Origin of the sequence: Amycolatopsis sp. CA-126428, from assembly GCF_002904335.1 — a bacterium.
GTDB lineage: Bacteria > Actinomycetota > Actinomycetes > Mycobacteriales > Pseudonocardiaceae > Amycolatopsis.
On record NZ_PPHF01000009.1, the window covers coordinates 1 to 11,285 of the forward strand.

Annotated in this window: 13 protein-coding genes and 1 pseudogene; 8 read left to right on the top strand and 6 right to left on the bottom strand. The window is 70.9% G+C overall.

Annotation, left to right across the window (positions count from 1 at the left end):
* A partial coding sequence (locus tag C2L58_RS01600; protein WP_233225505.1) for an integrase core domain-containing protein occupies positions 1-348 on the top strand: 348 nt, incomplete at its 5' end.
* Between the two features lie 40 nt (positions 349-388).
* A complete protein-coding gene (locus C2L58_RS01605) occupies positions 389-568 on the top strand; it encodes a hypothetical protein (protein ID WP_103335199.1) in 180 nt (59 codons plus the stop codon).
* Positions 569-596: 28 nt separating this feature from the next.
* Here C2L58_RS01605 and C2L58_RS01610 read toward each other — a convergent pair.
* From C2L58_RS01610 to C2L58_RS01635, 5 genes and pseudogenes are all read right to left on the bottom strand, one after another.
* Positions 597-1,034: pseudogene (locus tag C2L58_RS01610) on the bottom strand (IS5 family transposase); the annotation flags it as partial.
* A 302-nt stretch (positions 1,035-1,336) separates the two neighbouring features.
* Positions 1,337-2,284 (bottom strand): amidohydrolase family protein, encoded by a 948-nt coding sequence (locus C2L58_RS01620; protein ID WP_103335201.1) that lies wholly within the window; start codon positions 2,282-2,284, stop codon positions 1,337-1,339.
* A complete protein-coding gene (locus tag C2L58_RS01625; protein ID WP_103335203.1) occupies positions 2,281-3,324 on the bottom strand; it encodes an amidohydrolase family protein in 1,044 nt (347 codons plus the stop codon). The genes C2L58_RS01620 and C2L58_RS01625 overlap by 4 nt, the downstream gene beginning before the upstream one ends.
* The gene (locus C2L58_RS01630) at positions 3,321-3,902 is read right to left on the bottom strand and encodes a nuclear transport factor 2 family protein (RefSeq protein ID WP_103335204.1); all 582 of its coding nucleotides are present in this window, start codon (positions 3,900-3,902) and stop codon (positions 3,321-3,323) included. The genes C2L58_RS01625 and C2L58_RS01630 overlap by 4 nt, the downstream gene beginning before the upstream one ends.
* On the bottom strand, positions 3,899-4,588 hold the full coding sequence (locus C2L58_RS01635) for a GntR family transcriptional regulator (RefSeq protein ID WP_158264069.1): 690 nt from the start codon (positions 4,586-4,588) through the stop codon (positions 3,899-3,901). The genes C2L58_RS01630 and C2L58_RS01635 overlap by 4 nt, the downstream gene beginning before the upstream one ends.
* Positions 4,589-4,745: 157 nt before the next feature.
* Here C2L58_RS01635 and C2L58_RS01640 point away from each other — a divergent pair, with 157 nt between their 5' ends.
* From C2L58_RS01640 to C2L58_RS51225, 6 genes are read left to right on the top strand one after another with little or no spacing between them, the layout of a single operon-like run.
* Positions 4,746-5,591 carry a fumarylacetoacetate hydrolase family protein gene (locus C2L58_RS01640; protein WP_103335208.1) on the top strand — a complete coding sequence of 282 codons (846 nt, stop codon included), beginning with the start codon at positions 4,746-4,748 and terminating at the stop codon, positions 5,589-5,591.
* Positions 5,588-6,121 carry a flavin reductase family protein gene (locus tag C2L58_RS01645; protein ID WP_103335209.1) on the top strand — a complete coding sequence of 178 codons (534 nt, stop codon included), beginning with the start codon at positions 5,588-5,590 and terminating at the stop codon, positions 6,119-6,121. The genes C2L58_RS01640 and C2L58_RS01645 overlap by 4 nt, the downstream gene beginning before the upstream one ends.
* Positions 6,122-6,154: 33 nt before the next feature.
* A complete protein-coding gene (locus C2L58_RS01650) occupies positions 6,155-7,351 on the top strand; it encodes an acyl-CoA dehydrogenase family protein (RefSeq protein WP_103335211.1) in 1,197 nt (398 codons plus the stop codon).
* Positions 7,352-7,369: 18 nt separating this feature from the next.
* Positions 7,370-8,290 (top strand): VOC family protein, encoded by a 921-nt coding sequence (locus tag C2L58_RS01655; protein ID WP_103335213.1) that lies wholly within the window; start codon positions 7,370-7,372, stop codon positions 8,288-8,290.
* Positions 8,287-9,414, top strand: coding sequence for an AMP-binding protein (locus C2L58_RS01660; protein WP_255410482.1), 1,128 nt, complete (start codon positions 8,287-8,289; stop codon positions 9,412-9,414). Before C2L58_RS01655 ends, C2L58_RS01660 begins: the two co-directional genes overlap by 4 nt.
* Positions 9,415-9,419: 5 nt before the next feature.
* On the top strand, positions 9,420-10,127 hold the full coding sequence (locus C2L58_RS51225; RefSeq protein ID WP_369903929.1) for an AMP-binding enzyme: 708 nt from the start codon (positions 9,420-9,422) through the stop codon (positions 10,125-10,127).
* Positions 10,128-10,130: 3 nt separating this feature from the next.
* On the opposite strand, the gene C2L58_RS01665 is transcribed toward C2L58_RS51225, so the two are convergent.
* On the bottom strand, positions 10,131-10,898 hold the full coding sequence (locus tag C2L58_RS01665) for a cyclase family protein (RefSeq protein WP_199191052.1): 768 nt from the start codon (positions 10,896-10,898) through the stop codon (positions 10,131-10,133).
* Positions 10,899-11,285 lie beyond the last annotated feature (387 nt).

An 11,285-nucleotide genomic window follows, 5' to 3' on the forward strand; every position in this document is an offset into this window, starting at 1 on the left:
CGGCCGAAGTCTTCGCCGAGCAGTTACGCTCACTCCAACAACCCGGTGTTGCATCCACCGATTGAACTCGCCGAGTTCACGGCGCACCTGACGACGCAGACGTGCTTCCGGCACGGCCTGCGCCGGTCGATGGGCGCGACCGGGATCTGCTGGGACAACAGCCCGGCGGAGTCGTTCTGGTCGTCGTTCAAGCACGAGGAGTACTACCGGCACGTCTACGCCACGAAGAGGGAACTCGTTGCCGCAATTGACAATTGGGTGAAGTTCTACAACAGTGTGCGGCGGCACTCCTCGATCGGGATGCTCAGTCCCGACACCTTCGAGCAGTCACTCCGCACGGCTGCCTGAACCCTCGTAAACCCCTGTCCACCATTCGGGGTGAACCTCAGTGTTCAGGAAGACGGTCGGCACCGTGCTCGACGAAGCCGACCTGCCGATCACAGCCATCGCCGACCAGCTCGGCAACACCCCCGCAGTCGCGGAGCGCCACTACCGGAAGCAGCGAGTAGCCAACGTGGGGAACGCCGCAGCGCTGGAGGCGATGATGCCCGCAGCAGCGGCGCCGTGACGGAGTTTTTCAACACCAAGAGCTTGTCTCATGTGGTGAGTTCACAGAGCTTCTTGTGGCAGGCGAGTGCCGCGCCGAGGAGAAGGAGGGCGAGGAAGTGTCCAGCTTTGCGTTCGTAGCGAAGGGTGAGGCGGCGGTAGCCGGTCAGCCAGCCGATGGTGCGTTCGATCACCCATCGGTGGCTGCCGAGCTTCTGGCTTGAATCGATGCCTTTGCGGGCGATGCGGACCTTGATGCCGCGGTCGCGGACCCAGCCGCCGCAGGTCGGGATGGTCGTAGGTCTTGTCGGCGTGCAGCTTCGCGGGCTTGCGCCGGCGGGGCCCTCGCCGGGACTTGAACGCCGGGATCGCCATGACTAGGGGCTTGAGAGCGTGGATGTCGTGGGTGTCGGCCGCCGAGACGGCCACCGACAGCGGCAGACCGGTGCGGTCGACAACGCGTGGATCTTCGAGCCGGGCTTGCCTCGTTGGGCATGGATTTGACGGAAATCGGCACGCTCCCCCAGCTAGCTAGGGCGCCTCCTGCAGCGCGGCGCGGACGACCGGCCAGTACTTGCCGGTGGGCATGGGCGCCTTCGGCGGCAGGTTCTCCGGCCGCGGGGGGACCGGCGGGAAGAGCATCACCGTAGCGCAGCGGATGGCGACATCGCTCAGCGTTGTCGGGTTCACTCGGTCGCCCGGGGTGAGCAAGGCGTCGAGGACGCCCAGTTCCCGGGCCCAAGTGCCCGCGCCAAAGTGGAGGCCGAGTGGTGGGCGCGCACCGAAGCTGTCAACACCCGATGTGCGGAAACAGCCGCGCGCAGTTGCGGGTGGTCAGCTCGCGCCAGGTGGTTCCCTCGGGCTGCGGGGCCGCGTCGATGGTCGCCAGCTGGGCCTCCACCGCGGCCGGCGGGGTCCAGCAGTAGTCGCTGCCGTACAGCAGCTTCCCAGTGCCGAAGGCGCGCTCGAACGCCGGGACCTGGTGGGGGAACGGCGTTCCGGCCAGGTCGAACCACAGCTCGCCGATCTGTGCGGGTGCCGTGGGGCCGTCGGGGTCAGCAGCGAACAGGGTGCGGAACAGTTCCATGCGCTCGGCCAGCAGCGGCAGCACTCCACCGCCGTGGGTGAAGATCCACCGGATGCCGGGGTGCTGCTGCAGGACACCCGCAAAGACCAGGTCGCTGACCGCCCGGCCGGAGTCGAACAGGAACTCCAGCATCGGCCGCGGCCGTCCGAGCGAGATCGCCTCGGCGTGCGGCGGCGACGTCGGGTGCACGAACACCGGCGTCCGGCGACGTTCCAGCTCCGTCCACAAGGGACCGAACGCCGGGTCGCCGAGGTAGCGGCCACCGGCGTTGGTTTCGATCGTGACGCCGTCGCAGCCCAGTTCGTCCACCGCGTAGGCGAGTTCGCCGAGGGCACCGTCCACATCGGGCAGCGGCAGGGACGCGAAATGCCCGAACCGGTCCGGGTGCGCCCGGCAGACTTCGGCGCCCGTGTCGTTGACGTGCCGCGCCAGCTTCCGCGCGGCCACGTCGTCGCCGAAGTGCACACCAGGCGAGGAGATCGACAGCAGGGACACCGCGATGCCCCAGCGGTCCATCAGCTCCAGATGCGCTGCGGCGTCCCACGTCGGCCAGCCCGGCATACCGTCGGGTGAACCGTGCCCTGCGGCGATCGCCGCGCCGACATAGTCCGGGGTGAGGAAGTGGGCGTGGACGTCGACGAGCCCGCTCACCCGACCACCCGGCCGGCTGCCCAGACACGGTGGATCTTGGCGGTCGCCGTGATGTCGTGGGTCGGGTCCCCCTCGACCAGAACCAAGTCCGCTCGCAACCCTGTCCACACGGCTCCGCGGTCGGGGAGCCCGAAATGGCGGGCCGGCAGTTCGGTCGCCGCGCGCACCGCGTCCACTGCGGACAAGCCGGCGTCGACCAGCAACTCGAGTTCGTGGTGCAGGCTCGCGCCCTGCACGACGGGGAACGGCAGCATTGGCGCGGAGAAGGCGTCGGTGCCGGCGAGGACCGGCACCCCGGCCGCGTACAGCGCCGCGACGGAGTCGCGGCTAAAGGCGTAGCCGTCCGCGCCCACCTTGGTCGTCAGCGCTTCCATCATCGCCAGCGTGGGCACGGCGACCTGCCCCTGCTCGACCATCCGCGCGGTGGTCGCCGCGTCGAGGACGCCGTCGCGCGGGACGTGGGTGACCACGTCCGCGCCGGCCCGCACCGCGCGCTGATAGGCGTCGACGGAGGAAGCGTGGGCGACGGTGAGCTTGCCTTGTGCCTTTCCTTCGGCGATCACCGCGTCGATGGTCGGCTGCTCCAGCAGGTCGCCTTCGATGACGACCTTGATGTAGTCGGAGCCCTCGGTCACCCGGCGGGCGACGAACCCGGCGGCCTGCCCAGAGGAGGTCAGGATCGCCTCTTCGGGCATGCCGGGCATTTTCGCGTGGTTGCCGCCGGGCCCGATGGCGGGCAGGCCGGCGCTGCGGATGTCGGGTACCTGTCCGCGGAAGGAGTCGACGCGTTCGCGCGGCCAGCACGCCATGTCCAGCGCGGTCGTGACACCGTGCGCGGCGAGCGCGGTCAAGTCGTCCGGGGTGAGCAGGTGGACGTGGGCGTCGAAGAGCCCGGGCAGCAGGGTGGCCCCGGCGCAGTCGAGAACCTCGGCACCGACCGGGTCACTGCCGATCAGGGAGCCGTTGATGACGACGGTGGTGGGTTCGGTGAGGCCGGTGCCGTCGAAGACGCGGACGCCGGTCAGGGCGATCTTGGTCATGAATCCTTCCCGGGAAGCCAGGAGTAGAGGGAGTCGTAGAGCTCGGCGACGTCGTCGGGCCGGTCGTCGCCGTAGAGATCGCCGGGAATCGGGTACCCGCGGCGGTCGAGCACATACGCGAGGAACCGGTAGGACGGGCGAAGGCCCTCGATCGAGGGCAGCGGCACCGCCATTCCGGGTATCACGGGCGTGAGGACGTCCCGCTCGTAGACCGGGTCGAGGGACGTGATCAGCCACCGTCCCCCGCGGACTTCGGCGCGGTAGAGCAGCCGGGCGTAGGAGGTCAGGTCGACCTCGACGCCCTCGAGAGCGGTCCGGACTTCGATGGCCGCGGGCACCTCGGCCACGGCTCGGTCGCCGTCGAGGTCCACGATCGGGGGGCCGAGCCGGTGCCGGGCGACGTCGCCGCGGCCGGCTTGCTCCCGGGACCGGGCGACGAACTCTTCGGCGCTGCCGCGGAACCAGCTCAGCCGCACGACCGCGTCCGGCGCGTAGCACGCCTGCATCCGGTCCCACCAGCTCCGGTCGCGGCCTTGCCGTTCGCGCAGCACCAGCTCGGCGACGTCGGCGGCGCTCACGAAGCCGGCTCGGCGGCGAAGCTGGACTCCAGCACGATCTCGCGGGTCCGGCTGACGTGGGCCTCGAACCGGGCGACGGCCAGTTCGGCGTCGTGCGCGAGCGCCGCGTCGACCAGGCCCTGGTGTTCGCCCGCGACATCGCGGTGGCGCTCCTCGCCGCCGGGGCCGGACCAGGCGCGGTAGACCTCCGCCGCGTCGGACAGCCGATCGCAGATGTCCAGCAGCACCACGTTGCCGCAGGCCTTGATCAGCGTGTGGTGGAACTCCAGGTGCGCGCGGGCCCACTCCTCGTTGCGCCGCACCGGCGGCCCGGGAAGGATCATCGGCTGCCCGGCCAGCCGGTGGTGCGCGGCCAGCACCTCCGACTCCCACGTGACGCCGCCGCGTTCCACCGACAGCCGCAGCGCCGAGCCTTCGTTGACGATCCGGGCCTCGGTCAGGTCGGTCAGCGCCTGCAGGGACAACGGGACGACCCGGAAGCCGCGGTTGCGGTCGACCTGGACGAGGTCCTTGGCCGCCAGCAGTCCCAGCGCCTCGCGCACCACGCTGAGGCTGACGCCGAACTCGACGCTCAGCTCCGCGGGCTTGAGCCGCACTCCCGGGGCCAGTTCTCCGTTGAGGATCGCCGACCGCAAGCCGGTGTACACCGACACGGCCAGGCTCTCGCCACCCGCTCTCTTCGCCATACCCAGACGATAACACACTGTCTGCACAAGAATCGATTCTTGCCTTGACAGATGGATATGTGACGCAGAGTATGAGCAGACCCGACGCACCTCTGCCTCCCTGGCTTGTCCCGGCGCCCCTGCCGAGCGCCGGGATCCTCGACCGAAAGGCATCGCGATGCGGATCGCCAACCTCGACGGCCGGCTCGTCCTCCTCACCGAAGACGGCGCCGTCGACGTCGAGCGCGCCAGCGGGCAGCGCTTCTCCGCCGACCCCCACGCCGTCTACGCCCGCTGGGACGAGTTCGCCTCCTGGGCCGCCGACGCGCCGGTCACCGGCGCCGAAGCCTTCGACGAAGCCGGCCTGCGGGCGCCCTCCCCCACCCCGGCGCAGGTCTTCGGCGTCGGGCTCAACTACCGCGACCACGCCGCCGAAGCCGGGCTCGGCCTGCCCGGCTCCCCCGCCGTGTTCACCAAGTTCCCCAGCTGCCTCACCGGTCCCTACGGCGAGGTCGCCCTCACCGGGTCCACTGTGGACTGGGAGGTGGAGCTGGTCGCCGTCATCGGCCGCGAGGCCAGGAACGTGCCCGCCGAGCACGGCTGGGACCACGTCGCCGGGCTGACCGCCGGCCAAGACCTCTCCGACCGCGCGGTCCAGCTGGCCGGCCCGGCCCCGCAGTTCAGCCTCGGCAAGTCCGCGCCCGGCTTCGGCCCCACCGGGCCGTGGCTGGTCACCTCGGACGAGTTCGCCGACCGCGACAACCTCGAATTGGGCTGCGCGGTCAACGGCGAGTCCGTGCAGAAGGGCCGCACCAGCGACCTGATCTTCTCCGTGCCCGAGCTCGTCGCGCGGCTGTCGGCGATCCTGCCGCTGCTTACCGGCGACGTGATCTTCACCGGCACCCCGTCCGGTGTCGGCATGGCCCGCAGTCCCCAGCGGTTCCTCGCCGCCGGAGACGATCTGGTCACCACCATCGAAGGCATCGGCACCATGCGCCACCGCTTCACCGAGGAGCCGTCATGACCACGGTCGACGGGAGCCGGTTCCGCGCGGTGATGGCCGCGGTGTGCGCTCCGGTCACGGTCGTCACCACCAGCGACGCCTCCGGGGCCCCGCACGGCGCGACAGTCAGCTCGTTCACCTCGCTGTCGCTCGACCCGCCGCTCGTCAGCGTCGCCTTCGACCGCCGCTCGGCCCTGCTGGTTCAGCTTCTCGACACCGGCCGATTCGGCGTGAACCTGCTCGGCCAGGGCCAGGACGACCTCGCCGTCCGGTTCGCCACGCGCGGCGCCGACCGCTTCGGGCCCGAGACCGCGTGGTTCACCGACCACGGGCTGCCCCGGCTCCGCGACGCGGCCGGCTGGGTCGCCTGCAACCTCGACCGCGTCGTCGAGGCCGGCGACCACCTCCTGCTCTTCGGCCTGGTCACCGACCTCGGCCGCGCCGACCTGCCGCCGCTGGTCTACGCCCACCGCACCTTCGGCACCCACTCCCGCTTCGCCGAGCGGCCACGCCCGCACATCACCGACCAGATCGCCGCCTGCGCCCGCTGACCTGCTGACCCGCCCGGAAAGGACAACGCCGTCATGACCCTCGCGACCGAACACCCCGCGCCCACCCTCGACCAGCTCCTCAACCGCATCGCCGACATCCAGCCGCTGCTGGAGAAGAACGCCGCTCAAGGCGAGGCCGACCGACGGGTCGTCGAAGAGAGCATCGCCGCGCTGACCGACGTCGGCGCATTCAAGATCGCCCAGCCCCGCCGCTACGGCGGCTACGGACTGCCCGTACGCGCGATGCTCGACGTCTCGGCCGCGGTCGCCGAGGCCGACGGCGGAACCGCCTGGGTCGTGGCGCTGAGCAACGTCTGCGCGTGGCTCGCCGGACTGTTCAGCGAGCAGGCCCAGGACGACGTCTGGGGCACGAACCCCGACGCCAAGGTGTCCGGCGTTCTCACGCCGACCGCCGAGACGACCAAGGTGGACGGTGGGTGGCGCGTCACCGGGCGCTGGTACTACAACTCCGGCTCCTGGCACGCCGACTGGGCCGGTCTGGGCATCCCGCTGACCGACGAGCGCGGCGAGGTCGTCGACCAGGGCATGGCCTTGCTCCCCCGAACCGACCTGGGCTTCGAGGATACGTGGTTCGTCGCCGGGATGCGCTCGTCCGGCTCCAACTGCCTCATCGCCGACGACGTCTTCGTGCCCGAGCACCGCGTGATGTCGGTGCCCCCGGCCATCGGCGGGAACTACGCGAACGGCGAGCCCGAAGAAGACCTGTTCCGGGCCGCGCTCGTCCCCGTGCTGACGCTGGTGCTGGCCGGACCGCAGCTGGGGCTGGGCCGCAAGGCGCTGAAGCTGGTCAAGGACAAGGCCGCGCGCAAAGCCATCTCCTACACCACCTACGCCACCCAGGCCGACTCCGTCGCCTTCCAGCTCCAGCTCGCCGAAGCCGCGCTGCGGATCGACAGCGCCCACCTGCACGCCTACCGCGCGGCCGACGACATCGACGCGGCCGCCGCGGCGGGCACCTACCCCGCCGTCGAAGCCCGGGCCCGGACCCGCGCCGACACCGGCTGGGCCGTCGAGAACGTCACCCGCGCGATCGACGTTCTGCTCTCGGCGCACGGCGCGGGCAGCTTCGCCGAGGTCAACCCGCTGCAGCGGATTTGGCGGGACTCGGCCATGGCCGCCCGGCACGCGATCGTGCTGCCCGCGGTCAACTACGAGGTCTACGGCAAGGCGCTGCTCGGGCGCGAAGACCAGATCACCCCGCTCGTCTGAGACTCCGGAGGAACCGGCATGAGCCTGCACCGCCTCACCAAGATCGCCATCGGCGTCCCCGACCTCGACGAGACCGCCAAGTACTACACCGAATTCGGCCTCACCCCGACCGCCACCGGCTTCGCCACCGCCGACGGCGGCGAGCAGCTCGAACTGCGCCGGACCCCGCAGCGCCGGCTGCTCAGCCTCGGCATCGGCGCCGACGACCCGGACGACCTCGGCCGGATCACCGCGTCCCTGGCGCGCCTCGACGTCGAGAGCCGCATCGACGGCGATTCCCTGTACACGAAGGACCCGATCAGCGGGCTCGACGTCGTCGTATCGGTCGCCCCGCGCCTTCGCCAGCAATCCCCGGAGCCGGTGGCCTACAACGGACCCGGCTCGGTCCGGCGCGCCAACACCCGCGCGCCCGGCATCGACCGGGAGCAGGCGGTCCGGCCGCGCAAGCTCGGGCACGTCGTGTTCGGCTCGACCGACCAGGCCGCGACCCAGCGGTTCTTCACCGAGGGCCTCGGCTTCAAGGTCAGCGACGAGGCCCCCGGTTTCGCCTCTTTCATGCGCTGCTCGACCGACCACCACAACGTGCTGGTCCAGCAGGCGCCGGTCAGCTTCCTGCACCACACGTCGTGGGAGGTCGACGACATCGACGAGGTCGGCCGCGGCGCCACCGCCATGCTCGAAGGCCACCCGGAACGCCACACGTGGGGCCTGGGCCGGCACTACATCGGCTCGAACTTCTTCTGGTACCTCCGCGACCCGGCGGGCAACTTCTCCGAGTACTACTCCGACATCGACTGCATCCTCGAAGACCAGCTCTGGGAGCCCCGCGTCGTCGCCGGCGAGAAGAGCCTCTACGCCTGGGGCCCGCCGCCCCCGCCGTCGTTCCTCGCGCCGGAGGACCTGGCGGACCTGATGACCGACGCCCACGACGGCGCATGAGCGAGCTGGACGTCTTCGGCCGCGGGTTCGACGGCTACGAGGACCTGTGGCGGTGGTCGGTCACCGACCTGGAAGGGTTCTGGGCGAAGGTCTGGGACCACTTCGAGGTCCGCGGCTCCTACGACCGCGTCCTCGGTTCGGCGGAAATGCCCGGTGTGGAATGGTTCCCGGGCGCGGAACTGAACTACGCCGAGCACATGCTGGACGGCGCCGATGACGACCTCGCCGTCGTCGCGCACTCCCAGACGCGGGCGAAGCAGTCGTTGACCTTCGGCGAGCTGGCCGACCAGGTCGGCCGCGCCCGGGCCGGGCTACGCCGGCTCGGCGTCAGCCGTGGCGACCGCGTCGCGGCCTACCTGCCGAACATACCGGAGACGCTGGTGGCGTTTCTCGCCTGCGCGTCGCTGGGCGCGGTGTGGGCGTCGTGCGCGCCGGAATTCGGCGCCCGCAGCGTCGTCGACCGGTTCGCCCAGATCGAGCCGACGGTGCTGCTCGCCGTCGGCGGCTACACCTACGGCGCCAAGGAGATCGGCAAGAGCCCCGAAGTGGCGGCGATCCGCGCCGGGCTGCCTTCCGTCCGGCACGTCGTCGGCGTCCCCTATGGACAGTACACAGTGGACGCGGACGTCTCGTGGCCCGAGTTGCTCGCCGAGCCGGGGCCGCCGGAGTTCGACCGCGTGCCGTTCGCCCACCCGCTGTACGTCCTGTTCTCCTCCGGGACGACCGGGCTGCCGAAGGCGATCGTGCACGGCCACGGCGGCATCCTGCTCGAACACCTGAAGGCACACGCGTTCCACCTCGACACCCGGCCCGGCGACCGGCTCCTGTGGCACACCACCACCGCGTGGATGATGTGGAACATCCTGGTCTCCGGCCTGCTGCGGCGGGCCACCGTGGTCCTGTCCGACGGGAACCCGCAGTACCCGGACCTCGGCGCGCAGTGGCGGCTCGCGGCCGAAGCGCAGGTGTCGCTCTTCGGCACCAGCCCGGCCTACTTGATGGCGTGCCGGGCGGCCGGCGTCGAACCGGGCCCCTGCCGGAGTTGCGGACGCTGGGTGTCACCGGGTCACCGCTGCCCGCCGAAGGGTTCGACTGGGCCACCGACCGGCTCGGAGTCCCCGTGAACTCGATGTCGGGCGGCACCGACATCTGCTCGGCGTTCGTCGCGGGGAACCCCTGGGTGCCGCCGCGGCGGGGCGAGCTGACCGCGCCGTGCCTCGGCGCCGACGTCACCGCGTTCGACGCGGCCGGACGCGAGATCGTCGGCGAAGTGGGCGAACTGGTCGTCCGCCGGCCGATGCCGTCGATGCCGGCCGGGTTCTGGAACGACCCCGGCCACCAGCGTTACCGCGCGGCCTACTTCGACACCTACCCCGGCATCTGGCGCCACGGCGACTGGGTGACGATGACCGCCGAACGCGGCTTCGTCATCTCCGGCCGCTCGGACGCCACGTTGAACCGCGGCGGCGTCCGCCTCGGCACCGCGGAGCTCTACTCGGTCGTCGAGGAACTCCCGGACGTCGACGACTCGCTGGTGGTGCACCTGGAAGACACCGACGGCGGCCCCGGGGAACTCGTGTTGTTCGTGGTCACCCCGGCCATCCTGGACGACGGTTTCCAGCAGCGGATCCGCCGAGCCCTGCGCGAGCAGCTCTCGCCCCGGCACGTCCCCGACCGGATCGAAGCGGTCCCGGCGATCCCCCGGACCCTGACCGGCAAGAAGCTCGAGACGCCGATCAAGCAGATCCTGCGCGGCCGCCCGGCCGCCGAAGTGGTCTCGGCCGACGCGGTCAGCGATTACTGCGCGGTGGAAGCCTTCGCCAGACTCCGGCCGTGAGCGTCAGAAGATGGCGAGGGGGTTGACGACGAGCCCCGTGGTGCCGGTGATGCGTGGCGGCGCCAGGACCAGCAGGAAACTCGAGCGATTCGACGATCTGCAGACCTCGGCGAGCTCGTCGAGGTCGGCCACGTCGACCAGCGGCAGGCCGAGGCGCGCGAGGGCGACCTGGTGCAGGGGCATGGGAAACCGGGCCGGACGCGCGTCGCCGATGTCGCCGAGGTACACGCTGACGTCGTGGTCGGCGAGCCACCGCACCGCGCTGAGGTCCAGGCCGGGCACCTGTTGGTCGAGCGGGCGGTGGATGTCCCAGCCGCCGCGCACGGCGACCGCGTCTCCGGTGCCCAGGACCGTGTCCGCGCGGTCCAGTGCGGCGTCGAGGTCGGCGGCTCCGATCCGGCGATCAGCCGGCAGGCTGCCGCCACCCGGCGCCAGGTCCAGGAGCACGCCGCGGGTGACGATCCCGGCTGCGAAAGGATCGGCTGAACCGTGTGTCACCCCGGTCGGCGTCACGGCGGCGTGGACCGGCACGCCGGGGTAGACGTGCTCGTCGACCGGCATGTGGGCGACGGCGTCGAGGTGGGTCACGGCGGCGTTGTGCGTGTTGATCAGGAGCGTGTCCGTCATCGCCATCGGCTTGGCTCCGGTGAAGTTCACGACCTGCAGAACGCCCGCGGGCATCAGCGCCGGGCCGCCGACGGGCCCGAGCCCGGTGGTGAGCGGCACCGGTTCGGTGCGGCGGGCGAGGCTGACGTGCCGCGCGTCGCGCACCTCGGCGGCGGCTCGTTTCCTGGTCGCGTCATCGATCAGGTTCAGCTGCGGTGACGAAGTCGCTGCGACCCGCCTTCCGCGATCCCCGCCGTCCTTCCGAGAAACTTCGGAATGAGCTCACGGGCCACGTTCGGCGCGTGGGCCATGACCGGACCGGCGGAACGTCATGGCCGGTTTTCGCCAGTGCCTTCGGAGGCGCCCTCCTACCATCGAAGCATGGACCATACCGCCAGGCCCACCTTGCGCCCTGTTTTGGTGCTACTGCACAGGTTTTACGCAGCCGAAGCGGCCTACATCTCCGCCGGAGGCAGGGGTAAGGCGAGCTTCGACGACCTCGCCGCCTGCCTCGATCCGAAGGTCGTGATGTACCAGGCACCGGGCCTGCCG

What these genes read in the sequence shown, in the direction of transcription:
- C2L58_RS01625 (WP_103335203.1), bottom strand. Translation starts at nt 3,324, where the DNA reads ATGACCAAGATCGCCCTGACCGGCGTCCGCGTCTTCGACGGCACCGGC.
- C2L58_RS01635 (WP_158264069.1), bottom strand. Translation starts at nt 4,588, where the DNA reads ATGGCGAAGAGAGCGGGTGGCGAGAGCCTGGCCGTGTCGGTGTACACC.
- C2L58_RS01640 (WP_103335208.1), top strand. Translation starts at nt 4,746, where the DNA reads ATGCGGATCGCCAACCTCGACGGCCGGCTCGTCCTCCTCACCGAAGAC.
- C2L58_RS01645 (WP_103335209.1), top strand. Translation starts at nt 5,588, where the DNA reads ATGACCACGGTCGACGGGAGCCGGTTCCGCGCGGTGATGGCCGCGGTG.
- C2L58_RS01650 (WP_103335211.1), top strand. Translation starts at nt 6,155, where the DNA reads ATGACCCTCGCGACCGAACACCCCGCGCCCACCCTCGACCAGCTCCTC.
- C2L58_RS01655 (WP_103335213.1), top strand. Translation starts at nt 7,370, where the DNA reads ATGAGCCTGCACCGCCTCACCAAGATCGCCATCGGCGTCCCCGACCTC.
- C2L58_RS01660 (WP_255410482.1), top strand. Translation starts at nt 8,287, where the DNA reads ATGAGCGAGCTGGACGTCTTCGGCCGCGGGTTCGACGGCTACGAGGAC.
- C2L58_RS51225 (WP_369903929.1), top strand. Translation starts at nt 9,420, where the DNA reads ATGTCGGGCGGCACCGACATCTGCTCGGCGTTCGTCGCGGGGAACCCC.